Source organism: Chitinophaga polysaccharea (assembly GCF_007829335.1).
In the GTDB taxonomy this organism is placed as follows: Bacteria; Bacteroidota; Bacteroidia; order Chitinophagales; family Chitinophagaceae; genus Chitinophaga; species Chitinophaga polysaccharea_B.
On the sequence record NZ_VIWO01000002.1, the window covers coordinates 844,808 to 869,976 of the forward strand.

The following is a 25,169-nucleotide window of genomic DNA, read 5'->3' on the forward strand; positions in this document are numbered from 1 at the left end:
ATCTATAATTTTTCAGTTCTTAAAACTTGCCACCCATTCTTTAAACTTGCCGAATTGCTCTGCCAGGAAAGATTCCTTTTCTTCTTCGTGTGGGTGCGCATCGGCTCCTACTGGCAAGATATGTTCGAAATAGGTGCCCTTTAATACTCTCCGCAACAATCCTTCGCCTAAAAACGGCTGATTGTCGTTCAGTGTTTTGGTGGCCTTCAACAAATGGCGGATATCATATTGCAGCGGATTGATATCCGGCACCTGCTTGTTCAGATTCAGCAATGTATACACGGCAACACGTGCAGTGCGCACAGAGCTCTCCATCGTAAATACCACATCATTATTGGTTTCTACAAACTGCCCGATCAAAGCAAGGTTGCTGCATCCGTCGGGAACCACCTGCGGACGGTCACCCTTAGCCCTGGGCATAAACATCGATGTGATGTAAGGCATGTAAGCCGTATGGACAATGGTATTTGCTATCACGTTATCCACCTGCTCTACAATGCCCAGGTGATAACACAATTCCGAAAGGATCTCGTTTCCGGTGCAGGCGGGCATCGTCTTTTTAATATAGTTCCCTTCCTTATCCATAAACAGGGCATACACCCAGAGTACCAGCACATCGCCGGGTTGTGTAGGGAAGTGTGGCTGGCGATTGCAGGTGAAACTCATCAGCCAGTTGGAATCGGTTATGGTAATGATGCCACCGGTAACGGTTTTGCCGGAGTAAGGATCATTTACGGCGTATGTCTTCAATTTCTCGACCAGGGCAGAAGGCCTGCAGGTTAATGTTACCGATTCCCACGATGACTTTTCAATATTGGAGCAGAATTTTTCCGGTTTACCGAAAACGGGAGATTTCGCCGCCAGGTTCTTCCACAATTTCCATCCTGCACTCTGGCCACTTGTGCTGTTATCCACTACTAATACGGGCGCCGTAACATTATTTCCGTAAGACGTATCCTCGGTCATTGAACCTGTAGTAACAATTACATAGTCATCTGCCGTGAGCGGGATAATTACTTCTTTCCCCTCCTGTTCTGTGATAATACCCTTCACCACTTTACCTTCGGCATTGATAAGCATATCCAGGTCTTTCACAAGCGCATCAAACCGGATCTTTACACCTTTCTCCTTCAACCATCTTCCCAAAGGGGTAACAAAGGAATCATACTGATTATATTTCGGGAAAATAAGGGAAGAAAGGTCGTGTAATCCGTCTATGGCATGAAGAAAGCGATGCATATATAGCTTAAATTCCAGTAGACTATGCCAGTTTTCGAACGCGAACATGGTGCGCCAGAATGTCCAGAAGTTGCTTTCCAGAAAGCTTTTACCAAAGTACGCTTCAATGGTAATATCATCCAGCTCTTCCTTCTTCTTCAACAGCAGTTTTATAAGCGCCAGCTGGTCTTTTTTGTTTAATCCGAATTTGCTGAAGTCCCTTACTTTTCCCTGCTCATGGATTAATCTTGCGATGGAATAATTGGAGTCGTTGTCGTTTACCAGGCGGTATTCGTCCAGCACACTGTAGGGAGGCGGCATTTCCAGGGCTGGAATATCCTGGAAAAGGTCCCAGAGATTTTCGTAGGTGCAGTCCATTTCACGGCCTCCACGGATAATGTATCCATCTTTGGCGTTGCCGGCGCCGTCCAGCGAACCGCCCTCTATGGGTAGTTGTTCTATGAAAGTGATGTTTTCCGGTGTGAAGTGCCCATCGCGAATCAGGTAATAAGCGGTAGCCAATCCTCCAATACCACTGCCTACAATGTACGCTTTACTATTTTTGTAGGATCTGACCGGTATGCCTTTATTACGTTGATAATTCCCTATCTGGTCAGAAAAAGGCATTGACTTTTCGGGCGTGTTCCTGGGCGTTTCTTTGCTGGCATCCGGTTGATGATCCACTTTTCCATAGATGTCTGAAGCCTGTATAAAATTTTCGAATTTTGAAGTGATGTTATTCATGCTCAACTCATTTTGATTAACCATACAAAGATAGACTTATACCTAAATTCACTTATATCCCCAAATTCGCCAATCATATACAGAAATTCGTTTTCACTATAACAATTGGTGTTTCCTATACTCCTGGGGAGAGATGGATACATATTTTTTAAAGAAGCGTCCAAAGGAGGACGTTGAGCTAAACCCCGTGTCTATCGCAATCTGGGAGATTGTCTTCTCCGGATCGTTAAGCAATACGCAAACCTCTTTGAGCAGGGCTTCATCTATAATTTCATGGGGCGTTTTGCCGGTTGTCTTCTTAACGATATTGATCAGGTATTTGTTCGTAATAAACAACTTATCGGCATAAAATTGTACGTCTTTATAATGCAGCGCGTTCTCCCGCACAAGTTTCGTGAACTTAAAAAAAAGATTGTTTACGTCCTGCAGACTGCCGGCCATCGCTGCTTTTTCATTATCGACCAGCGTGGCTATCTCTAGCAGCAGATGTATAATAATGGTCCTGATAATATCCTCAATAAACCTGCCCTTCCGGCCCGTTTGCTGCTGGAGATAATTCAACTGCGCAAATAACTGGTCAGCATACTTCTCTCCAGGGTTGATAACGCTGAACGTTGCATTCCTGAACAAAGATAATTGCTCAATAAAAAATGGGTTAGCAATATTTTTGAGCAAAAAGATTTTGTCAAAGAATAGGAGCTTCATCCTGAAATCTTTACTGAAGTGGACAATACGGATAATCGTAGATGGCGCGGAGATTAGAAAGCTGTTGGAGACTATATGATAGCTATGGCTATCTATTTCGACTTCTACCTGTCCGGATACACAAATACAAAAAGCGTAAAAATCCATCCTGAAAGCTGTTTCCGGGAATTCAAAAATCGGGTTCCCGGAAGAGATATAGTAGGGCTCATTGCACTGTACGCCGTAAAAGGATAATGTTTCTTTCAAACTCTCGTATGCTTTCATTATAGATAGGATCATTGCAAATTTACAAATTAATTTCCGGGTCAGGCATTTCACCCAATGACCAATTTCTTACCCAAAAAGCTTAATATAGCAGGCAAACAACAGCCAATGCCAGGCCCGTTCATGCACAATATACTTTTTGGCATCGATGTTCTTTTGGCCCAAGAGCCGCCATGGAAAAGCAAACGCATTGCCCTGGTTACCAATCATGCGGCTACTACCCAGCAGTTTATCCCCTCGCGATTGGCTTTGAAACAACAAGGGTTTAATATCGTGAAACTGTTCTCGCCGGAACATGGTCTCGATACAACAGGCGCCGATGGACATGCCATGGATAATGGCATAGATCCCCAAACCACGCTGCCGGTAACCAGTTTGTATGGCGATAAACTGGCGCCGTCACCATCAGACCTGGCTGATATCGACCTGGTATTATTTGACATCCCTGATATAGGCAGCCGGTTTTATACTTACCTATGGACCCTGTCTTATGTACTGGAGGCTTGTGCAACCTGTAGTATTCCTTTTATCATAACCGACAGGCCCAACCCTTTGTCGGGCAATTTAACGCTGGCGGAAGGTCCTCTTCTCGATGAAGCGCATTGCAGTAGCTTTATTGGCCGTTGGTCGATACCGGTGAGGCACAGTTGCACACTGGGAGAGCTGGCCCGTTATTTCAACCGCTCGCGGGGCATTAACTGCCAGCTGGAGGTGATCCCCTGCGTTGACTGGCACCGGAACCTGTATTATACCGATTGGAGCCATTCGTTCGTCCCCTTGTCACCTGCCATACCTGCCTTTGAATCGGCCTTGCTGTATCCGGGTCTTTGCTTCCTGGAAGCCACGAACTGCAGCGAAGGCAGGGGAACAGCCGTTCCCTTTCGTGTAGCCGGCGCCCCCTGGCTACTGGCCAATGATACTGCCCGGTTATTTAATACTTTGGTACCGGCCCTTTCGGGCCACGTATATGCACGGCCGATAGTGTTTACACCGGTGGAAGGCAAATATGCAGGGAAGCCGTGTAATGGTGTGATGCTGCATGTCGCAGATCCCTCTTCCTTTCTTCCGGTAGCTACCGGCTGGTTACTTGTTAAAATCATAAAAACGCTACACCCTGCGAATTTCCAATGGTCTCCCTACCCTACCCATGTAAACCCTACGGGCACAAAGCATCTCGATTTATTGTCGGGCATATCGGATACTGAAATGCTTTTTGAAACCGCCTTACCTGACTTTATTGATGTGATAAAGCAGCAGGTGACGCTCAGTGACTGGTCGATGCGTATACAGCCTTATTTGATGTATACGTAAAGCTATCTGACCTATACGTCGGCCCGCGGCCAGGTAAAAGCAGATTTCAGAGACGCTTTCTTCATCTGGCAAGTATTCCCAACAGCAATAAAAGAAATGGACTAGCAGCAGTTTCGCGGATTTGCCGATGACCGGTTACAAGCGTTAGCAGACAGCGTTACCCGAACACAAGATAAATACACAAGTCTTACCCGCCATATTATTGAAGGTATTGAACAGATAGATTACGCGGCATTAAAAGACAACGTGGTACAACTCCCCCCAGGAAAGGTCACTCATTTTTTCGGCGGTGGTAGACAATAAACAGGCGCGCACCAGCGTCGAAAGCGTAGCGGGGCATGATGATACCAGGAAAGCATTTCTAAAAGGAATAAAGGGATATTGCTACTAGGGCAGCCTGGCAGCAAGCTTCTCAGGCAAATACTTTAACACCTGGTGAATAAACTTCCATTTAATGCCTGGAACAATTGTAAAGCTACTGCCGGCATTGACGATTGCACGGGCAATGAAGGAAGGCTCCATTAATAAAGACTCCGGGAGGTCAAGCCCGGCGGTCATCTTACTACGGATATATCCTGCTACAATCACATTGACAACTACTTTCCTGGCAAACAAATATTGTCTCAGCCCAGCCAGGTACTGTGTAAATGCTGCTTTGGTACTACCGTAAACAAAGTTACTTTTGCGCCCCCGTACGCCCGAAAGGGAGGATAGTCCGATGATTCGCTCCAGGTGATCGTTGTCACTGTCTTTTATAATAAGATTAATAATGGACACCGCGCCGGCATAGTGCACCTGCATCATGCGGTAACTTCCCTCCCAGTCGACCAGCGCCTGTTCATTTGTTACCTGGAAGCCTGCTGCATATACAACGATATGGGGCTTAGCAGGTAACGCGGCGTAGAATTTAGCATGATCGTCAAAAGCAGTGGCATCAAAGTAGCAGATGGTGAGCCGGCTGCCGGGAACTTTCCTTGCCTCCATAAACGCCGCTATCTCCGCCGTACTGCGGGAAGCAGCTATTACGTGGTATCCTTTTTCGAGATACAATAAGATGGCTTCTTTTGCTACATCGGAGTTGGCGCCGAGTACGAGGACGGTTTTATTGCTGTTCATAAAGTTCTCCTGATTACTACATATCCTGTAAAAGTTTGTGATGGTCCAGGTTGTTGGCGGTTAACGCTACGTAAAATTCCTGTTTATTCATTTTTCATTTATAAAACAGCTTAAAGATAAATTCTTTTGCACTATTATGATAAAGGAGGATTTACCTGGTGTTTTACAACGGTATTCCATCATTCTTATTTGGACGATAATAGAAAAAGCTTTTATATTTGCGAATAGTTGAGTAGTCAAGTATATGTCAACAATAAACTCGTCATTACAGCTTTTAATGAGCCTGGCAAAAGCCCAGGCAACAGTATCTCGTCGCATGGACAGACTGAATGCCCATGGAATTGGATTTACTGACTTTGTGATACTGCACCTGTTGCATCAGGCGCCCAACGGTAAGTTGCGCCGCAAGGACCTGGCGGAGAAAACGAACCTGACGCCATCTGGTATTACGCGTTTGCTATTGCCTATAGAAAAAATCGGGCTTATTGACAGAGAGGCCAATGAGCGGGATGCGAGGGTAAGTTATGTGGTGCTGACGGCAGCTGGCCGCCGAACCTATGAGGAGGCAAAGCCTACTGCGGATGCACTTGCTGAGGACCTTATTCCTGCAGATCAATTAAAAAAGTATACAGCGGCAGCAGCCTTGTTCAAGTTGTTGGGCGCTACTATTATCTAAATGTTATTCCCTATGTCATTGAATTATTCAAACATATTTCCGGCTGATCGTGCAGCTGCCGTAGCCGCCGCCTTTGAAAACACATTCGGCCAAGCTGTTATCAGTGAAGCAACATTGCTGACCGGTGGGCTGTCCACTGCTTCTGTATATAAGATCATGGCAGATAACCGTCCTTATGTAATGAAACTCGATATACCGCATGCTTATACCAGTGCAGATCCATTTGAGAAAATAGCCCGGGCATCCGCAGCAGGTATTGCTCCACCCCTGCATTATAAAAATGAGGAAGCGGGTATCATCATCAGTGCGTTCGTTGAAAATAAGCCAATCAGGAGCCTCTTCAGCGGCGAAGTACTGGCCGTGAAACTGGCGGAGGCCGTGAAGAAGATACACACGATACCTTACGCTGTACCCGGCGGCAATTTGCAGGAAACGATGGATCATTTGCTGGCAGGGTTCCGTCATAGTAATATACTGAATGGCCCTGTACCAGATGAATGCCTGAAACGGTACGAAAAGATAAAAGCGTCTTATCCATGGCACGATACCGACAAGGTATTCAGTCATAATGACCTGAACCCTTCCAATATTTTGTGTGACGGAGAGACTGTGTGGATCATTGACTGGGACACTGCGTTTGTTAATGACCGGTATTTAGACCTGGCCAGTGTAGCCAACTTTTTCATTTATAGTCCTGAACAGGAGGCAGCGTTCCTGAAAACATATTTCGGCGAAGTAAATAACTACAACATTTCCCGCTTCTATGTGATGCGCCAGATCAGCCGGATCATTTATGCAGTGATGATGCTGCAGCTGGCTGCCCAGGCCAAACCGGCAGACTACGCACATGACCAGCAAATGGAAGGCGTGTTTTTGAAGGATGTGGGTCCGTTGCTAGGCTCAGGTGCACTATCGCTGGCTACCTATGAAGGTCAGTTCATGTACGGTAAAGCACTGATGAATGAAGCGGTACTGCAGATGTGTACGGCGAGGTTTGAGGATGCCCTGGTTTTATTAAGTAATCATAACTAGCTTTCTACCCATCGGGAGAAATGTTGGTGGGGTTATTAGACACATTGCAAAAATGCATATACTAAACAATCTATAACAACTAGGTGTAAAAGATAAGAAACAACAGCAATACTAGCAGGCTGATGGACAGATTATCTAAAATACCGGGGAAATGGTTAATGCTGCTTTATGGTGGCATTGGCATACTCGTTATACTGATTACCGCCAACATCCTTATAAATCGAATCATTCAGCGCGCAGCCGATGAAAGGTTACAACATCTTTCTCCTCAACTAAAAATTAGTTATTCCTCCATCAAAAGTAATCTATTCACGTCATCACTTACATTGAGCAATCTTACTATTGCTTATACGCCGGATAGTAATAAACATCATCATTCCGTTCATTTTTCAGAGGTAAAACTCAGTGGTATTCATCTACTGACGATGCTCTTTCGCCAAACGCTATCTGTCAACAATTTAAAACTGAGTAATGGAGAAATAAACCTGGACCGGTTCTTAATGAATAGAAAAGATACAGCGCCAATGCAGTTGTTAGCTCAAGCGCCCGTCAAAAGCATATCGGTCAACCACCTTCAGTTAAACACCGTCCAGGTATGGGAGGATCATCAGCTACTGCTAAGGGGGAATATGGGTATAGACGACATAAACATAAATAATCTAAAGAACGCATCCACCGCCGGCAATTTTCATTTCGGTGATGTAAAGAGTCGCCTTTCGGACATCAATTATATCCTACCGAATGCCTACCATGCCCTAACGGCCAAACAGGTAAGCGTAGATAGTCGCGAGGGATTACTCGAGATAGATTCGTTACAACTGGTACCACAATACAGCAAAGTCGACTTCTTCCGGCAAACCGGCAACCAGCCTTTGTTTGTGGCGTCAAGTGTTGCAGGCATCTCCATCTACCACTTCGATATCCGGAAACTGTTTGATAAAAAGCTGGTGGCTGAAAAAATAATTTTAAACCACCCTGTTTTGAATGTGTATAGTGAACCTAACAATCCCCGACTGTCATCTCTTTTTATTGATTTCAAAAAAATGCTCTCTGCTATACAAACAGATTCATTCAAGATGCGCCACGCTGCCATCGCTTACGAAACCACAACAGGCGGCCGATTGGAGCTACATGGCGATATAGAGATGGATAAACCAGATATCCGGATAACGGATAGTGTCCCTGATATTCGTTTCAAAACGCTTGCCTGCGCGCTAACCGATATTCATGCATCCATCCCGGACGCCAGCCAAAACCTTCAAATAAAGCAGCTGGACGTTGATCGTGAAGGCACCTTACAGGCAACTTCCCTGAAGACTACACCTCAATACGACAAGATGGAGATGGGACGGAAAGCCGGGCACCAGGTAGATGTTGTTGATGCAACTATCTCTGGTGTAACTATCAGCAAACTGGATGTTGCCCAATGTCTTCAGCAAAAACTGGTAGCTGAACAAATATGGATCAAGGAAAGTAATTACTATATTTTCCGGGACAGGCGGCTACCTCGCCTATCCCGGTATAAACCACTGCCGGTTGCATTCCTAAAGAGCATTCCAGGCCATATCCGGGTCGGGCATTTCAAGGTATCTCCGTCAACGCTGTTGTATGAAGAATTCCCGAAAGACAAGCTACAAACAGGTTTGCTGCGGTTTGAAAAATTGCAGCTTTCCGTGACTCCATTTATCAATCACCCTACCCCATCCGATCCCGATCATATGGAGCTCCATATGGAAGGCGCCATCATGGGATCCGGCACTATCAAGACGACCATCTCTTTGCCGTATAACCCCGCCAAAGACTATTATGTCAACGGTGCAATCGACAATTTAGATGTAACTACCTTGAATCCATCAGCAGAAAACCTGGGTAATTTTCATGTTGAATCCGGCCTGCTGAATCATTTAGCATTTCAATTTAGTTTCAATGATGAAAAAGCAAGCGGTAAAGTGGTAGGGGAATATCACAACCTGGTGTTAGACAAACTAAAAGGACAGCAAAAGAAAATAGCCCCATTTCCGTCGTTCATGCTCAAACATGTTATCATTCCTAAGAACAAGGATAAATCATTGCCAGTGGATCGTCGCACGGGTACTATTGACTATAAGTTTGATCATACACGCGCATTGTCGTTTTACCTGTTGAAATCATTGCTGTCGGGTATTGAGGCCAGTTTTACATTTGGGTTTCTGCTGCCGAAATGATGGTTACACCAGTCAATCGGCAGCAGCTTGGATAGGTTCCAGGGTCAAAAAATGAATGAAGGCCGGCTATTCAATGGCGCAAACTGACGGACAAATAGATATATTGCTCTGCCAATGGCTTAAAGTAATTTTTTTCATCGGTTGAAAATTGAGTGGTAGAAGAGGAATGCTAGGCAATGGTAAAGAGGAAGGATGCTACAATCATCCAAATGCCAACGATGATGCCCAGTATGCCCAGGTTACCTTGTTTGGGCGCTACCTGTGCCCGGATACGTACTGCCTTTTCCCGGGCCTTTTCATTATTGGAGAGAAAGAATTTGTTGATGAGCGGAAATCCGAGCAGGAAACCAAGGCACGCTTCCACCAGGTTGCCCGCCGCTAATGTGATCCACCAGATAGGCGCAGAAGTGAGCCAACCCACGTTTAAAATGGCCATTACAAGCCCCCATATACCCCAGCCACAGAAAACAATCCCTATCCAGCCCTGGTAGGGTTCTACTTTTTCCAACAGCTCCTTTGCATTGGGTTTTTTAGATAAAATCAGCGAGGGTACGGCAATGATGCTCAGCAGGATTAATGTTATTCCGTAGATCATAATGTTGCATTTTTTTTGGTTATGAGATGGTTTCATTTTGTTATGCAACAAAGGTAGCCAGGCATGATGGGGGCTGCAACATCGTATTCCGTGAAATTCTCCCCCCTGTTTTCAGGGGGTTAGCTGAGAAGACCCAGTTTGACGGCATACCTGGTGAGGCCCGCCAGGTTACGTACTTTCAGTTTCAGGATGAGGGTTTTGCGGTAACTTTCAATGGTATGTTTGCTGAGAAAGAGTTTGTCGGCGATTTCCTGGGTGGTGTATTCTTCCGCGATCAGCTTCAGTACATCCTTTTCGCGTGAAGTGAGCATTTCAAGGGTTTCTTTCTCCTTGTTGAACACGCTTTTGAGATATTCCTGTTTCACCGCTTCTGAAAAGTATTTCCCGCCTTTGAGGATCGTTTTGATCGCCTCCAGCAACTCGTCTGAATCCGCATTTTTCGATAAAAAGCCGTCGACATTATGCTGGATAAGCGCGTCGATGATATTGCTGTCGGTATGCATACTTACCACCAGCGTGCTGATCTCCGGTCTTTTTTCCTTGATATAGTTATTCAATGTAATGCCGTCTATGTCCGGCATACTGATATCGGTAATAACCAGATCCACCTGTTCCCCGGGATGCTGATCGAGATAGTTCATGACCAGTTGGCCATTATGCGCATAATACTGTACATGGAGGTCTTTTTCTTGTGTTATCAGCCTGATAAGGCCTTCCAGGAACAATTTATGATCGTCGGCAAGGATAATATTATGCTTCATAGCACTCCGGTTTTAAAGGTATTTCAATGTCAATTACGGTGCCTTTTGAAGGGAAAGAGTCGATGGAAAATACGCCGTCGAATAGTTTCAACCGTTCCCGGATGTTCTGAAATCCGATGCCATATTTCACGTTCTCCACAGCAAATCCCTGTCCATCATCTTCAAACAACAGCTTCAGCGTACCATCCAGCCGGGTCAATTGTATCTCTACTTTCGACGCCTGGCTGTGCTTCTGGGCGTTGGTGATCAGTTCCTGGATGATCTTATAAATTTCCGCTTTCAGGGAAGTCCCGATCCGTTCAATTTCTTCGCCGGGAAATGCATGGAAGGTGATAATGGCGTTACCAGGCATGTTGAATTGCCTGATATAGCCGGTTATGAGTTCGGTGAAGCCAGTGTTACCAAATTTCAGCGGCACCAGGTCATGGGAAAGATCACGTACCTGGCGATAGGTGTCGTCGACCTGTCGGATGAGCGCATCCAGCCTATTTACGGCGGTTTGATTAGAGAGCTGGAGTTTGATGGCAGCAAGGTTACCGCCGATGCTATCGTGCAACTCACCCGCAATCCGCTTCCGCTCTTTTTCCTGGCCGCTAACAGAAGCTTTAAGCAATTCCAGTTCCTTATCTTTCAGGAGCGCCGCGATTTTCTGCCGGTTCATCTCCTCCATTGTAGCATTTAGTTTGCTCTGTGCCTGCAATTTCTGGTAATACATATACAGCAAGCCTATGATAGGTAGCAGGATAACGAGGAACCCAATCAGCAGGCTGTATTTTACTGTTTTCTGATGATTTAATTCGTTTTCCTTGTTCAATATTTCTTTTTCCTTCTGAGCGGTTTGGTATTTTATTTCGAGTTCGTTGATCTCTTTTTTATTCTGCCGGTTCAATGCCTCCTGGGAAATACCCAGGTACTGGGTCATGAGTGCATAGGCGTTTTTATAATCGCCCGTTGCTGCGTGGAGGTTACGCAGGCTGTTCAGTACTTTCAGTTGTGCTTTCAGATCGTTCCATTGCAGCGCATTAGCATATACCAGCGACAACAGGGCTTTGGCGTTGTCGTAGTCCTTGTGGGCAATGAGCAGGTCGCCCATCCTTTGACCCGCGTTGATGTACAGGTCGAAAAACTGGTACTGCTGCGCCTTGTTTTCTACTTCATTGTAAATCGTGTATGCCTCCTCCATTTGCTGGCTGAACTCCGCGATGATGCCGAGCGTCAGTTTCGCCTGCAGAACCTTCTTTTCCTCTTGTTGCTGTTGGAAATAAGCTAGTGCTTTTTCGGTATATTGCTTCGCCTGGGGCAGTTTTTTTTGCTCAAGAAAAATGATGCCCAGCCGCTCGTACACCAAATGTTCCAGTTTTTCGTCCCGGCCGGTGTGCTGTAGCAGGTCCTGGTAGGCAGCTACGGCTTTGTCGTATTCTTTACGGGCAGCATATATGTTGGCGATTCCCAGTTTGTTGTCATTGACGGCTACTTTGTTGTTGAGCGACTCCGCGATTGGAACACCCTGGAGGTAAAAACGTAACGCTTCGTCATACAGACCTTCCTCGCTGTAGGCATTGGCCAATGTGAGAAAAAGGAAAACCTGGCTGGAAAGTTTATCAGCGGATGGAAGGTCGCTCTGATTAAGACCGCCAATTAGCTGTTGCGCATAAAAAATCACGGAGTCCGCAGTGCCATGGGCTGCATGAAAGGCCAACAGGGGCTGCGCGGCCGCTATCTTCGCTTTAATATCGGTAGCCAACTGTATTTTCCGTAAAAGGGAATCGGGTGTTTTTACCGGTACTTCTCCGTAAGCCGTGAAGCCTGTCTCATTTTGGGCCAGGCAGTGACCGGAAAGCGCCATCAGGACTACAAAAAACAAGGCTGGCACTTTGTTTAGCCAGGTTCGGGTTAATATGGTAAGTTCCACGATCAAGAAAAAATATTTCCGTTTAAACGTTGAAGGTAATAATTAAATATATCATTTGGGGCGGGATAGATGGCTTGTTATCTGAGATAAAATATATTGGATCAGAAACCATAAATTTGTATCCTACCAATTTGTTAGCTAACCCATGGTCATTACTAAAAGAATACAGACAACTTATAACACTGTACTCCGTGCTAAAATGTACTTCTTTTTCAGGAAAAGTATTTGGATGTACCTGCTGGGTATGCTGATGCTGGGCTATGCTTTTCCCCTGGAAAATGTTGGGGCTATCTCTTCAGCATTCGTTTACTTTATCATTTTCGCGCTGGTTATTTTGGTCCCGGTTTATCACTTCAGCACCCGGGCGATGGTGCGGAAAGCGCATCTAGATGCGAATATTGAATTTAATGAGCAAGATATTATTATAAGACATATCGATAATAATAATATCGAAACCAAAAGCTGGGACTGGATTAAACGAATTGACATCACCCGAAAAGATATCCTGCTTATTGTGGATCATCCTACCCGTTTCCTTATTGCGCTGGAGAAGAGCAAATTAACAGCGCCTGAAATTCAGTTTTTCCTGGAGAAAAAGAAATGATAAAAGACTATACAATAGCTTATCTATACACTAAACACGCTTTTGATACGGCTCATCCCTTCTTTCCCGGTTCTGATCTTTTTTAAAAAACTACCGCACTATTGCTATACAATTGAACACTTTTTTTGTACTTTTAAGTACAGCACGATTGTCATACTATGCTCGTCAACCGATAACAACCGAAGTATGAACTTCGCAAAACATGTCACAGCAATTTGAGCCAGCCAACGAAAAAATGTATATCCGCCTTGTTAAACAGGGCGATGCAGCCGCTTTTCATGCGATATACCAACATTACAGCCCCCGGGTTTATGGCAAACTACTCCGCGTGCTGAAATCTGAAGACCTGGCCGCTGACATGCTACAAGATCTTTTTTCCATCATTTGGCAGAAGCGGGCGGAGATCGATCCGGAAAAATCATTTGGCGCATTCCTGTTCAAGATATCCGACAATCTCGTAGTGGATTTGTTCCGGAAGGCCAAACGCAATCAACAGCTGATAGAAAAGCTGGCCAAAGCAGGCGCTGAGGAATGGGAAAGTACGGAAGAATGGCTGTTTAAAAAAGAGAACGAAACCTGGCTGGCCAGGGCTATAGAAAGCCTGCCACCGCAACGCAGGCTGGTATTTCAGCTGTGCAAACTAGAGAACCGCTCACATGATGAAGTGAGCCAGTTGCTGCATATTTCCCGTGCCACGGTGAATAATCACCTCGTTAAAGCCACACAGAACCTGAAAGCATTGGCTACAGGTAAGTCGGGGATGGCAGGATTACTACTGATATGGTTGTTCAGATAGCCGTTATTTTCCTTCATGATGGCCGCTCAAATTTTTTTTAAGAACGGATAGTTATTTTCCTCCGGAGCTACGTATTATATATATGACACCTGTTCAAAAAGAGGAAGCGCTGCGTCGGCTCTTTGATCAATGGATGAAAGGAGACAACGACCGGCAAACATTGCATGAGCTGGTAAGCTATGCAGATGACCCTGCATTGGCCGGCGCCTGGCAGGCGTTGCTGGAGGAGGTTCCTGTGCCGATGCCCGTCGATGACGAGCACGCCGTAATGATAGAAAAGGTGTATCAAAGATTAACAACGACCATACCTGAGTTGCAACAACGTAAAATTGTCCGGCGCCTGCCTGTATGGACAAAGTACGCTGCAGCCGCAGCTATCCTGTTCCTTACGGGTGGACTGGGTTATTATATTTTAACCAACCATATGCCGCACGGCAGTCCGGCAGTCACCAGTGCTCCTGGCGCCAACAACGTAGTGCCGATGCATACCCGCCAGGCATCTCTTACGCTGGCAAACGGCGCCAGTATAGCACTGGACAGCATTACAACAGGAACACTGGCGCATCAGAATGGCGCGGTTGTCCTTAAATCCGGCGAGGGACACGTTGCCTATCGCCAAACGGCACCAGAAAACATGTCCACTTCCCTGCCCACTTATAATACATTGCGAACGCCTAAAGGAAGCGATTATCAACTGGTACTTTCCGATGGCACCCGTGTGTGGCTGAATGCTGCGTCTTCCATCACCTTCCCCGTTGCATTTACGGGCAATACCCGGGAAGTAGCTATCACCGGGGAGGCTTATTTCGAAGTATCTGGGAATGCTGTCGCGCCCTTTCGCGTAAAAGTAAATGATGCGGTTATAGAGGTATTGGGAACGCATTTCAATATCAGTGCCTATACTGAAGACCCTACCATAACGGCCACCTTGCTGGAAGGCGCTGTCAGGGTGGTGAAAGGCGACAACAAATTATTGTTGCGTCCCGGCCAACAGGCGTCATTCAGTAATGGCAACGATGCCATTAGGCTGATACCGCATGTAGATGGAGAAGCGGCCGTAGCCTGGAAAAACGGCGTATTCGATTTCCGGAACCAGGATATCGAAACCGTGATGAACCAGATTGGGAGATGGTATAACATGGAAATTATTTATGAAGGAGCAAAACCACAGGCGCCTATCATAGGCATGATGAGTCGTAGCACAGATCTGGCTACGGCGCTGAAAAGCCTGGAGCTCACCAGTGGTATTCATTTCAGGATAGAAGCAGGACAACATAATGAAACGGGGAAGATCATAGTACAACCATAACCGGCAGCAGACTACGCCGGGTGTTTATTTATCAACCTATCTAAACAACCAGGATCAATGCAATCAACAGTACGACGCTCCCGTCGTTCAGGGAAGCTATTGCTTATTTTTATCGCTTTCATCTTATTCGTGGATGTACGGGGATGGGCCCAAAAGGTCAGCATCTCAGCGCAACATGCATCTATTGACGCCATTCTGAAAGATGTACGCCGGCAAACCGGCTATAACTTCTTTTGCAAAGCCGAATGGGCCAGAAAAATAGGCCCGGTTACGCTGGAAGTAAAAGATGTACCCGTGGCAGAGGTACTGGAAAGATGCCTGCAGGGCCATCCTTTCTCCTACAGTATCCTGAACCAGACGATTGCTATTTACCCGATGGCCACTCTCGGCGCAGGTAGTTCTCCGGCAGGCACTTACATCGTAACAGGTACGGTAACGGATACACGCAATAAGCCATTAGAGGGTGCCAGCGTGGTGGTGCAACGTTCCCACCAGGGTACCATCACCGACGCAAAAGGGCATTTCACGTTGAAGAATATACGCCCTTCCGATACGCTCAAGGTCAGCTTTATTGGCTATAATGCCAGGCAGGTACCCATAACCGGGCAAACGGACATAAGTATTGTGCTTAAAGACGCCAGCAGCCTGTTGGATGAAGTGGTTACCCAGGCTTACAGCAAAAGCAGTCCCCGGCTGATGACAGGGAATATCACCAAAATAACCGCCGCTGAAATAGAGAAACAACCGGTGATGAATCCACTGGCCGCGCTGGAAGGCAGGGTGCCCGGCATGGTGATAAGCTATACCAATGGCTTTGCCAGTTCGCCGGTAAGTGTACAAATAAGGGGCATTAACTCCCTGAATGCCGGTGTACCTGCCGACCCGTTGTATGTGATAGACGGCGTTCCGCTCAATGTGCTGTCGCTGGGCAACTCCTATAATCATATCTCCAGTGGCTTTATTCAAAGCGTTAACTACAATTATCCAAGCGGCACTACTACCAATGGCCAAAGCCCGCTCTTCAGTATTAACCCGGAGGATATTGAAAGTATCGACGTGCTGAAAGATGCAGATGCCACCGCCGTTTACGGCGCCAACGGCAGCAATGGCGTTATACTAATCACTACCAAGCGGGGCAAGCCAGGTAAAACCAGGTTCGATTTGAATGTAGACCCGCCCATGCTTAGCTGGGGCCGCACCACCAGGCTTTTTAAATACGCTAATACCCAGGACTATCTGCAAATGCGCCGGGAGGCACTCAAAAATTCAGGCATTACGCCCAACCTGCAAAATGCTGCCGACCTGCTGCTCTGGGACACTACCCGGTATACCGACTGGGGAAAACAGGTGCTTGGCTCGCGGGCGGTTGACCTTAATGTAACAGCCGGCATATCGGGGGGCTCGGAGCAAACCAGTTTCCGGATCAACGCCAACTATAACCGCCTTACCAATACTACCAGCATATCGGGCGCCACACAGCGCATGACTTTCGCCAGCAATATCAACCATACCACGTCAGATCAGAAATTATCTGTTAACCTCTCTGCCAATTTTGCTTATAGCTATGTGAATGTAGTGCCGCCGGTGATCGATCCAGGATGGGCGCCCAATGCTCCGCCAGTATTCGATAAAAAGGGCAACCCCAACTGGGCGGAATGGGATGCCAACGGACTGCTGAGCATTTATCCCTTCGGCGCTTACCTCAACCCTTCCAATCCGCAGGCCACCACGACCCTCACCAGCAGCCTGCGCCTGGATTACAAGCCTTTCCGGGGGGTTACCTTCACCACATTATTGGGATATAACTTTGCTTATAACAGCACCAACGCTTTTATAACAATCGCCTCTCAGGGACCTTATGTGAGCAGCCCCATAGGCAGCGCCAATTTCAGCATCACACAGAATGCCGGCTGGACTATCAATCCACAGGTAAGTTATAATACCCGCCTGGGAAAGGGCCATCTGCAAGTGAGTTTCATCGGCAATGAAATTGCCACCGCCACCCGGGGCAGCAACCAGTATGGCTTTGGATATGATAACGATATCCTGTTGGGTTCTATCGCCAACGCTCCCTCCATTCTTACCTCAGCAGCTTATAGCCAGGCAAAAACCGCCGCCTTTATAGGTGATGTTTCCTATAACTGGGACGACAGGTACATCCTGCATGTAAACGGCACCAAACAAGGCTCTTCCAAGTTTGGTCCCCAGGCGCAATATGGCAGCTTTGGTTCCATAGGGCTGGCCTGGATAGCTTCCGGGGAAAAATGGCTGCGCGAAAAACTACCCACCGCCATCAGCTTCCTGAAATTCAGGGGCAGCTATGGCCTCACTGGCGATGATGGAGGGCTCGACTACCAATACCTGGCCCTATGGCAGGTACAAACTTATTCGTCTTACGCAGGCGGCGGATACAACGGGCAAAGCGCTCTCACACCCTCTATCCGGCCGAACCAGCGCTATAAATGGCAGGAAAACCGCAAGCTGGAAACGGCCCTGCAGTTGGGCCTGTTTAAAGACAAAGTATCCCTGGACATCAGCTGGTACCGCAACCGCGTTTCCGATCAGATATCTGCCTATCCCACTCCCGGGTTCATCAACTCGGTCAATATTAATTCCCTTACCACCAATGTACCCCTTGTTATACAAAACAGCGGCTGGGAAGGGAACCTATCGGCCCAACTCATCGCCAAAAAAGATTTTTCCCTGTCCGCCCGGTTCAACATAGGCATCAACAGGAACATACTGCTTTCTTTCCCTAACCTCGAAAACACGCCCTATGCCGGACTATATCGTGTGGGTCAATCAATCAACACACAGTATGTCTTTCACTTTATTGGTGTAGATCCGCTCACCGGGAAAGCGGCCTTCCAGGATTATAATCATGACGGCATCATTAATGGAGCCGGCGGTGTTGCTCCGGCTATCGGCCTGGATGACAGAGGGCTGGCTTATGATCTGCAGCCGAAGTTTGACGGCGGCTTTGGCATGGACGCATCTTACAAACGATTCCGGTTCAGTGTTTTTTTCCGGTTTAAAAAACAGACAGGCATGAATATGCTCCAGAATATTGCGTATTCACCCGGCACTTTCAATCAGAACGTACCTGAATTTATTGCCCGTTCTTCCCACTGGCAAAAACCCGGGGACGTAGTACCTTACCCGGCCTTCAACACCCAGCCGGTAGACAACAGCTGGTCCCAGCTGCGCTGGTCGAACCTCACCTTTACAGATGCCTCCTATATCAGGCTGAATAATGCCAGCATTTACTATACCCTGCCACCCGCCTGGAGCAAAAAGGCAGGTATGAAAGAACTAACACTGAGCCTGCATGCACAAAATGTACTTACACTGACCCATTACGCCGGTGGAGACCCGGAAACGCCCGGTAATGTGATGCCGCTGGCCGGCCTTTATACGGCAAAGATTAACTGGCATTTTTAAACCTCTGAACATGAAACACGATACCGATATGAAAAATAAATGGTTTATCCTGTTGCTTCCCATGGCGCTATTGGGTGCCTGTAATAAACTGGTATCTATTTCCGATCCAACAGACCGGATCAGCAACTCCGCAGTTTTCAGCTCTGATGCGCTGGCCAACTCCGCTATGAATGGTGTTTACAATAGCCTGCTGGCAGATGGCGCCTTTTCTAAAGCCATGGCATCCCTCTATGGCAGCCTGTCTGCCGATGAATTACTGGCATTCTATGGCGTTAATAGTACTTATTATACCATCAACACCAATCACATTACCGTAATGGGCATCGGTAACGCCCGTACGACGCCTACTGATAATATCTGGACGTCGGCCTACAGCACTATCTATAATGCCAATGCGGTGATAGAAGGAATTGCCGCTTCCACCTCGGCTGAACTTCACGACAGTGCGCGCCAACAGCTTACAGCAGAAGCAAAGTGCCTGCGGGCCTTCTGCTATTTCTACCTGGTGAATTTTTATGGAGATGTGCCATTGATACTCACTATTAACTACGATAAGGTAGCAACGATTGCCCGCAGCCCACAGGATGCAGTATATCAACAGATAATAACCGATCTCCAGGAAGCACGGAATAACCTGGCAGACAACTATAATGCAGGCAAAGGGAAAAGAGTACGAGTGAATAAATGGGCGGCCACCGCGCTGCTGGCCAGAGTTTACCTCTTCAAAAAAGATTATGCCAGTGCAATCGCCATGGCCACGGAAGTCATCAACCAACCCTCCCTCTTTGCCCTGGAACCCAGCCTTACCAATGTATTCCTGAATACCAGCCGGGAAGCGATCTGGCAACTCAATCCCAAAACTAAAGTCACCGACAATGACAATACCCCGGATGGCGTAACCTTCCTTCCCGGGCTTTATATCCGCACACCGGGAGATACAACAGGCGTATTCCAATATATACTGTCTTCCCAACTGCTGAATGCCTTTGAGCAGGGCGACAAACGGCGAAGCGAGTGGATAGATTCACTGCCCATCTATAGTTCTCCCCTTACCGGTTATTACATGAAAAAGTACAGGATTGGCAACTTCAATTATACCCAGGGCGCCGACCCGGTTGAATATCCTACGGTATTAAGGCTGGCAGAATTATACCTGGTAAGGGCAGAAGCACAGGCCAACGGAACAGGCGGCAATATCGCCGGCGCTATCGCTGACCTCAATACCATCCGTTCCCGGACGGGCCTGCCGGCGCTGCCAGGTAACCTGTCACCGGCCGACTTGCAGGCGGCTATAGCACACGAATGGCAGGTGGAATTTTTCTGCGAATGGGCGCACCGGTGGTTCTATCTGAAACGAACCGGGCAAGCCACCAAAGTATTGTCGCAAATAGCGCTGAAACAACCATGGGCAGGCGATTACCAATTGCTCTATCCCCTGCCACCGGCAGACCTCAACAAAGATCTTCACCTGGTACAAAATCCGGGGTATTAAATCTTAAAAAAAATACCATGCAATCCATATTTCACAAATACCTACGCTACTTCCTATTACTGCTGGTAATAGCTGCTTGCCGGAAAGAGCGCAATACGCCACCCGGCACGGCATCGCTCACTGTGATTAATGCCGTGCCCGGCGCAGACAATCTCGTAGTCAACTTCAGCAATGCAGATACGCTTCCGAATTACTATTTAAATGCGCAAAAGATCCAATATGCCACATTCCTCCCCGATTATCAATTCAGCGCTTACAGCGGAACGCAAACACTGCGCCTATACAATTACCCGGATACCCTGCCTAAAAACAATCCACTGGCGGTCGTTACACTCCACCTCCCTGTAGGCTCCATCAATAGTCTGTTTGTAACAGGCACGCTCAGTCAGCCTGACACCCTGCTGAGCGTTGACCACCCTCCCTACCGGGCAGTAACAGACAGCACTACCGGCATACGTTTCGTGAACCTCTCACCAGGTAGTGCCCCGGTAAATATCAATCTCCAGGGACAGGCAGCCGGCAGCGAAGTAAAACTGTTATCCTATAAGGGAATCACCGGTTTTAAAAGTTATTCCGCCCGGTCAACCGACAGCGTATATACGTTCGAGTTTCATGACGCTGCTAGCGGTCAGCTGCTCTGCACCTTTACCGCTGCCGGTATCAACAATAGTTCATCCGATCCGAATAACCCGGCCAACACCTGGCGTTTCCGCAATCGTACCCTGGCACTGACAGGACTTCCTGACAACGGATCCGGCAATAGCCCGCAAAATGTGCTGCTGATCAATAACTATTAAACCCGTAAGCTGCCAATGGCCGATAAGTTTGAATATATGCAACAAGAAATTTCCATCACCACGAAGACAACACCCATTCACCTGTTTGCGCACAAACGGGAAACGAGCCGGGATATCGTCTTCCTGGAAAATAAAAATACTTTTGACAGGATTGTGCAAACCTATTCTCCCAGCCTGCTCCATGCCGCTCTCCGTATTACGCACGATACACCGGCTGCGGAAGATATTGTACAGGAAGCCTTTCTCCGCCTCTGGCAGCAACGCAATAGATTAACACCGGATAACCTGGGTGGCTGGCTATACCGCGTAGTCATTCACCTCGCCTACAAACAACAGCAAAGAGAACAACGGCAATCACGTTTGTTTGAACACCTGCAGGCCGGCAAACCCGTACACTGCACTAATACCGAAAAACAACTGATTCAAAAAGAACAAACAGCACTGTTCAATGCCATATTGGATAAGCTCCCGGAAAAACAACGGCTTGTATATTACCTGAGCCGGGAACAGGGGCTGCGCAGGCAGGAAATTGCGAGCTACCTGAAAGTGTCGCCCAATACGGTAAAAGTGCACCTGCTGCGGGCTACGCAGTTTGTAAAAGAACATATGGTGAGCCTCTCTTTCTTCTTTCTCTTTTTTGTGCTCAACCAGATTTTTTTCAAAACCAGTAATACAATTGTTCCGCTCAGGGATTTATATAAAGTAAAGGAAACAATTCAAAAGCATTTACCCAATGCGCAATGCAGCGGCGCCCAATTAGTGGTGCAGGTATATTCTTAAAAATATCAATATCCTACTTCACCAGGCAATTACCCATCATCGCCACGCGCTTTAAATGAGCGTGGTACCGGGAAACATTTGCCGATAAAAAAGAAAACATGATCTTAAAAACAACGTCGCTCTCCCACAAATACACCAGCAACTGGGCTATACGGGATATCAACATGGAGATCGGACAAACAGGCGTCATCGGACTGCTGGGATCTAATGGCGCCGGCAAATCCACCACCATGAACATTATCTGCGGCGCGTTACACCAAACGAGCGGCAAAGTGTTCATCAACGGGATCGACCTGGAAAAAGAACCGGAAGCAGCCAAAAAAGAGATTGGCTTCCTGCCGCAAACACCGCCGCTTTATACGGACCTCACGATCGATGAATACCTTACCTACTGCGCCCAACTGCGATTAATGGACAAAAGCAAAATCAAGCCGGCTATGGACGAAGCCAAGGAGCGTTGCGGCATTGCACATTTCAGTTCCAGGCTCATAAAAAATCTTTCGGGCGGATACCGGCAGCGCGTAGGCATTGCACAGGCCATCATTCATAAACCCAAACTGGTAGTGATGGACGAACCCACCAACGGCCTCGATCCCAATCAACTGATTGAAGCCAGGAAACTAATACGGGAAATAGCTCAGGAACATACCGTGCTGCTGTCTTCCCATATTCTGTCTGAAATCAGCCTGCTCTGTAAGGAGATCATCATGATAGAATCGGGAAGGATCGTGTTCTCAGACAGTATGGATGCTTTCAACAACTATGCACAAGCCAGTACGGTACGGATGCAGATGGAGAATCCTCCCTCGAGGGAAGAACTCCTGCTCGTTAAAGGGGTTACCCGTGTGGAATTCCTAAGCGGTAAACAGGTACGCATCTATTTCGACGGCGACTCCGAAATTACAGAAAGACTGATAGCCGCCAGTATGCAGCATGATTGGCGCCTGCGGGAAATCAGCTTCGATAAAGGATTACTGGATGACATCTTCAAACAATTATCCGCCAGGTCATACTAAAAGCCAAATAAAGGAGCGATTATGCATACAACGTTCAAAATAGCAAAAAACGAGTTCCGCCATCTTTTCTATTCACCAATAGCCTGGTTTCTTTCCATCATCTTCCTGGTGATGTGCAGTTTCTTTTATACCGGTATCCTCTATTCCTGGGCCAAGGCCAGTTACCTGGTATACAGCAACAAACCTTACGCCGATCTTTGGGTAACAGAATCCGTCACGGGGTCCATCTTCTCCAATCCAACCGGCAGCTTTTTCTTTAGTATTCTCCAGAATATCTATCTCTTCGTTCCGCTGCTTACCATGAGCGTGATTAACCGGGAATTCAACAACGGTACTGCCAGGCTGCTTTATTCTTCCCCGGTGAAACTGCGCCAAATTGTAGTGGGAAAATATCTGGGCATAATCGCCTATAATGTCCTGCTGATATTGATCATGGGCATTTTTATTATATCCGGTTTCTTTGATATCAGGCATCTCGACTTTGGCCTGCTTTTATCGGCCGTATTCGGTTTTTATTTGCTCCTGAGTGCGTTGACTGCCATCGGCTTTTTTATGTCGAGCCTTACCCTTTACCAGGTGATCGCTGCTATTGCCAGCTTCACCGTACTCTTTATCCTAAATAGCGTTGGCCACTTATGGCAGCAATACGATTTTATCCGGGACCTCACTTATTTCCTCTCCATTGCAGGCCGCACAGAAAAAATGCTGATCGGGCTTATCTCTACCAAAGATGTGCTCTATTACCTGCTGATTATTTACATGTTCGTTAGCTTTACGCTGATACGTTTAAGAAGTGGGCAGGAAAACCGGCCCTGGTATGTGAAAACCTTCCGTTACCTGCTGGTGGCTGTATCGGTATTGGTGATCGGGTATCTCAGTTCCCGTCCGCGGTTTACCGGCTACCTGGATACTACTGCCCGGCAGGAGAATACCCTGCACCCACGTACCCAGGAAACTGTAAAGCAGCTGGGCGACAGTACACTGGAAGTAACGCTCTATTGCAATTTGTTTGATCAGAATGTGAACCATGGTCTACCTGCAGCGCGAAACATCTACTTATCAGATTTTTGGGAAAAGTACCTGCGCTTTAAACCAGACATACAATTCAGGTACAGTTACTATTACGCAGTACCTGCGGGCGACAGTTCCATCTACAAAACTTATCCGGGGAAAAGCCTTCAACAGATTGCCGGGCTGATTGCGCATGGGTTCCAGGTAGATTCATCTCTTTTCAAATCACCGGAAGCAATCCGCCGGATGATAGACCTGGCGCCGGAAAACTACCGGCTCGTTATGCAGCTCAAATACCGGGGCCGCACTACCTTTCTCCGGTTGGGGCTTGAAGATATGCTGTGGCCGGAAGAAACCAATGTGAATGCCGCCCTCAAACGCCTGCTGCATGCTCCCATCCCTAAAGTATACTTTGTAACCGGACAGCTGGAACGCAACATTTATAAAACAGGAGAAAGGGAATATGCCGCACATGCCACCAGTAAAAGAAAAGGCCATTCATTGCTGCAAATCGGTTTCGACATAGATACGCTCAACCTGGTAGCACAGAACATTCCCGCGGATGCCCGGATACTGGTGCTCGCCGATCCACGTATGGACCTGCCACCGATTGTGCAACAAAAGATCTGTAACTATATCCACGAGGGCGGTAACCTGCTGGTACTGGCAGAACCCGGCAAGCAACAGATACTGGCTCCCCTGCTCGCTCCGTTAGGCGTTGAACTAATGCACGGGCAACTCGTACAGCCCACTGCCAACGAAACGCCTGATAAGGTATGGGTGTACTATACCTACAAAGCGTTTAGCCAGGTGGAGGAACCTTATTTCCGGCAATTCAAACGGGTGTGGGATCGTAAAATATATACAGACAGCATCAAGAACATATTTGCGGGTGTTACCGGTATTGCTTATACAAGCGACAGTGGCTTTACCGTACAGCCATGGGTAATGACCCTGCCGGAAGCCGCCTGGCAGAAAGCCGGTAAGCTGGTAACAGATTCCACTGCTCCCGTTTACACACCTAAAGAAGGCGATACTGCACAGTCCAGCTTCCCTACGGTCATCGCACTATCAAAGCAGCTAAAAGGAAGGGAGCAACGCGTTATTGTGTGTGGCGATGCCGACTGTATCAGCAACTTCAGACTGGCCGACGATCTCTCTCACGCTTTCTACAGCTGGTTATGCAATGGCGAATACCCCGTATACACGCCACTGCCTTTCCCTCAGGACAGCAGGGTGGTGCTTAGTCCTGAAGGAGCAGCCAGGCAGAAAATAATATACATATACCTGCTGCCGGGGTTATTACTACTGGCTGGTACGATGGTGTTGGTAAGACGGCAAAGAAAATAGCAGATTACGTATAACCGGCGCCGTTAGCATGTATT

The 25,169-nt window shown here is 47.3% G+C and carries 19 protein-coding genes; 13 read left to right on the forward strand and 6 right to left on the reverse strand.

The genetic code is table 11. The annotated features are described in order from the left end of the window. Positions 1-12: 12 nt before the first annotated feature. Positions 13-1,962: an oleate hydratase gene (locus FHW36_RS11505; protein WP_145667525.1), complete on the reverse strand. Its 1,950-nt coding sequence runs from the start codon at positions 1,960-1,962 to the stop codon at positions 13-15. Positions 1,963-2,058: 96 nt separating this feature from the next. After that, positions 2,059-2,946: a helix-turn-helix domain-containing protein gene (locus FHW36_RS11510; protein WP_222429045.1), complete on the reverse strand. Its 888-nt coding sequence runs from the start codon at positions 2,944-2,946 to the stop codon at positions 2,059-2,061. Between the two features lie 108 nt (positions 2,947-3,054). Between FHW36_RS11510 and FHW36_RS11515 the strand changes: the two genes are divergently transcribed. Further along, positions 3,055-4,242 carry an exo-beta-N-acetylmuramidase NamZ family protein gene (locus FHW36_RS11515; RefSeq protein WP_145667528.1) on the forward strand — a complete coding sequence of 396 codons (1,188 nt, stop codon included), beginning with the start codon at positions 3,055-3,057 and terminating at the stop codon, positions 4,240-4,242. 387 nt (positions 4,243-4,629) lie between these two features. On the opposite strand, the gene FHW36_RS11520 is transcribed toward FHW36_RS11515, so the two are convergent. Further along, positions 4,630-5,358, reverse strand: coding sequence for an SDR family NAD(P)-dependent oxidoreductase (locus FHW36_RS11520; protein WP_145667531.1), 729 nt, complete (start codon positions 5,356-5,358; stop codon positions 4,630-4,632). 244 nt (positions 5,359-5,602) lie between these two features. On the opposite strand from FHW36_RS11520, the gene FHW36_RS11525 reads away from it, so the two are divergent. The 3 genes from FHW36_RS11525 (at position 5,603) to FHW36_RS11535 (ending at position 9,270) form a co-directional block, all read left to right on the forward strand. Beyond that, the gene (locus FHW36_RS11525; RefSeq protein ID WP_246121135.1) at positions 5,603-6,034 is read left to right on the forward strand and encodes a MarR family winged helix-turn-helix transcriptional regulator; all 432 of its coding nucleotides are present in this window, start codon (positions 5,603-5,605) and stop codon (positions 6,032-6,034) included. A 12-nt stretch (positions 6,035-6,046) separates the two neighbouring features. Further along, complete coding sequence (locus FHW36_RS11530) at positions 6,047-7,066, forward strand: phosphotransferase (protein WP_186452391.1); 1,020 nt, start codon at positions 6,047-6,049, stop codon at positions 7,064-7,066. A gap of 122 nt (positions 7,067-7,188) precedes the next feature. Beyond that, positions 7,189-9,270, forward strand: a complete 2,082-nt coding sequence (locus FHW36_RS11535; protein ID WP_145667553.1) for an AsmA family protein — start codon at positions 7,189-7,191, stop codon at positions 9,268-9,270. Positions 9,271-9,439: 169 nt separating this feature from the next. On the opposite strand, the gene FHW36_RS11540 is transcribed toward FHW36_RS11535, so the two are convergent. The 3 genes from FHW36_RS11540 to FHW36_RS11550 all read right to left on the reverse strand — a co-directional run bounded on the left by FHW36_RS11540 (position 9,440) and on the right by FHW36_RS11550 (position 12,538). Then, a complete protein-coding gene (locus FHW36_RS11540) occupies positions 9,440-9,865 on the reverse strand; it encodes a hypothetical protein (protein ID WP_145667559.1) in 426 nt (141 codons plus the stop codon). A gap of 119 nt (positions 9,866-9,984) precedes the next feature. After that, positions 9,985-10,626: a response regulator gene (locus FHW36_RS11545; protein WP_145667562.1), complete on the reverse strand. Its 642-nt coding sequence runs from the start codon at positions 10,624-10,626 to the stop codon at positions 9,985-9,987. Next, on the reverse strand, positions 10,616-12,538 hold the full coding sequence (locus FHW36_RS11550; RefSeq protein WP_186452392.1) for a tetratricopeptide repeat-containing sensor histidine kinase: 1,923 nt from the start codon (positions 12,536-12,538) through the stop codon (positions 10,616-10,618). Before FHW36_RS11550 ends, FHW36_RS11545 begins: the two co-directional genes overlap by 11 nt. 145 nt (positions 12,539-12,683) lie before the next feature. On the opposite strand from FHW36_RS11550, the gene FHW36_RS11555 reads away from it, so the two are divergent. The 9 genes from FHW36_RS11555 to FHW36_RS11595 all read left to right on the forward strand — a co-directional run bounded on the left by FHW36_RS11555 (position 12,684) and on the right by FHW36_RS11595 (position 25,134). Further along, a complete protein-coding gene (locus FHW36_RS11555; protein WP_145667567.1) occupies positions 12,684-13,142 on the forward strand; it encodes a hypothetical protein in 459 nt (152 codons plus the stop codon). A gap of 202 nt (positions 13,143-13,344) precedes the next feature. Then, the gene (locus FHW36_RS11560) at positions 13,345-13,938 is read left to right on the forward strand and encodes an RNA polymerase sigma factor (RefSeq protein WP_145667570.1); all 594 of its coding nucleotides are present in this window, start codon (positions 13,345-13,347) and stop codon (positions 13,936-13,938) included. Between the two features lie 82 nt (positions 13,939-14,020). Then, positions 14,021-15,247: a FecR family protein gene (locus FHW36_RS11565; protein ID WP_145667573.1), complete on the forward strand. Its 1,227-nt coding sequence runs from the start codon at positions 14,021-14,023 to the stop codon at positions 15,245-15,247. 57 nt (positions 15,248-15,304) lie between these two features. After that, complete coding sequence (locus FHW36_RS11570; RefSeq protein WP_145667574.1) at positions 15,305-18,688, forward strand: SusC/RagA family TonB-linked outer membrane protein; 3,384 nt, start codon at positions 15,305-15,307, stop codon at positions 18,686-18,688. Between the two features lie 10 nt (positions 18,689-18,698). After that, a complete protein-coding gene (locus FHW36_RS11575; RefSeq protein WP_145667577.1) occupies positions 18,699-20,180 on the forward strand; it encodes a RagB/SusD family nutrient uptake outer membrane protein in 1,482 nt (493 codons plus the stop codon). A 17-nt stretch (positions 20,181-20,197) separates the two neighbouring features. After that, a complete protein-coding gene (locus FHW36_RS11580) occupies positions 20,198-20,977 on the forward strand; it encodes a DUF4397 domain-containing protein (protein WP_186452393.1) in 780 nt (259 codons plus the stop codon). Positions 20,978-21,013: 36 nt separating this feature from the next. Continuing rightward, entirely contained in the window at positions 21,014-21,757 is a 744-nt protein-coding gene (locus FHW36_RS11585) for an RNA polymerase sigma factor (protein ID WP_186452394.1), read from the forward strand. Between the two features lie 98 nt (positions 21,758-21,855). After that, positions 21,856-22,773, forward strand: coding sequence for an ABC transporter ATP-binding protein (locus FHW36_RS11590; protein WP_145667594.1), 918 nt, complete (start codon positions 21,856-21,858; stop codon positions 22,771-22,773). 21 nt (positions 22,774-22,794) lie between these two features. Continuing rightward, positions 22,795-25,134 (forward strand): Gldg family protein, encoded by a 2,340-nt coding sequence (locus FHW36_RS11595; protein WP_145667601.1) that lies wholly within the window; start codon positions 22,795-22,797, stop codon positions 25,132-25,134. The last annotated feature ends 35 nt before the right edge of the window (positions 25,135-25,169 follow it).

What these genes read in the sequence shown, in the direction of transcription:
- FHW36_RS11560 (WP_145667570.1), top strand. Translation starts at nt 13,345, where the DNA reads ATGTCACAGCAATTTGAGCCAGCCAACGAAAAAATGTATATCCGCCTT.
- FHW36_RS11585 (WP_186452394.1), top strand. Translation starts at nt 21,014, where the DNA reads ATGCAACAAGAAATTTCCATCACCACGAAGACAACACCCATTCACCTG.
- FHW36_RS11565 (WP_145667573.1), top strand. Translation starts at nt 14,021, where the DNA reads ATGACACCTGTTCAAAAAGAGGAAGCGCTGCGTCGGCTCTTTGATCAA.
- FHW36_RS11570 (WP_145667574.1), top strand. Translation starts at nt 15,305, where the DNA reads ATGCAATCAACAGTACGACGCTCCCGTCGTTCAGGGAAGCTATTGCTT.
- FHW36_RS11515 (WP_145667528.1), top strand. Translation starts at nt 3,055, where the DNA reads ATGCACAATATACTTTTTGGCATCGATGTTCTTTTGGCCCAAGAGCCG.
- FHW36_RS11545 (WP_145667562.1), bottom strand. Translation starts at nt 10,626, where the DNA reads ATGAAGCATAATATTATCCTTGCCGACGATCATAAATTGTTCCTGGAA.
- FHW36_RS11555 (WP_145667567.1), top strand. Translation starts at nt 12,684, where the DNA reads ATGGTCATTACTAAAAGAATACAGACAACTTATAACACTGTACTCCGT.
- FHW36_RS11575 (WP_145667577.1), top strand. Translation starts at nt 18,699, where the DNA reads ATGAAACACGATACCGATATGAAAAATAAATGGTTTATCCTGTTGCTT.
- FHW36_RS11530 (WP_186452391.1), top strand. Translation starts at nt 6,047, where the DNA reads ATGTCATTGAATTATTCAAACATATTTCCGGCTGATCGTGCAGCTGCC.
- FHW36_RS11510 (WP_222429045.1), bottom strand. Translation starts at nt 2,946, where the DNA reads ATGATCCTATCTATAATGAAAGCATACGAGAGTTTGAAAGAAACATTA.
- FHW36_RS11535 (WP_145667553.1), top strand. Translation starts at nt 7,189, where the DNA reads ATGGACAGATTATCTAAAATACCGGGGAAATGGTTAATGCTGCTTTAT.
- FHW36_RS11520 (WP_145667531.1), bottom strand. Translation starts at nt 5,358, where the DNA reads ATGAACAGCAATAAAACCGTCCTCGTACTCGGCGCCAACTCCGATGTA.
- FHW36_RS11505 (WP_145667525.1), bottom strand. Translation starts at nt 1,962, where the DNA reads ATGAATAACATCACTTCAAAATTCGAAAATTTTATACAGGCTTCAGAC.
- FHW36_RS11580 (WP_186452393.1), top strand. Translation starts at nt 20,198, where the DNA reads ATGCAATCCATATTTCACAAATACCTACGCTACTTCCTATTACTGCTG.
- FHW36_RS11595 (WP_145667601.1), top strand. Translation starts at nt 22,795, where the DNA reads ATGCATACAACGTTCAAAATAGCAAAAAACGAGTTCCGCCATCTTTTC.
- FHW36_RS11540 (WP_145667559.1), bottom strand. Translation starts at nt 9,865, where the DNA reads ATGATCTACGGAATAACATTAATCCTGCTGAGCATCATTGCCGTACCC.
- FHW36_RS11590 (WP_145667594.1), top strand. Translation starts at nt 21,856, where the DNA reads ATGATCTTAAAAACAACGTCGCTCTCCCACAAATACACCAGCAACTGG.
- FHW36_RS11525 (WP_246121135.1), top strand. Translation starts at nt 5,603, where the DNA reads ATGTCAACAATAAACTCGTCATTACAGCTTTTAATGAGCCTGGCAAAA.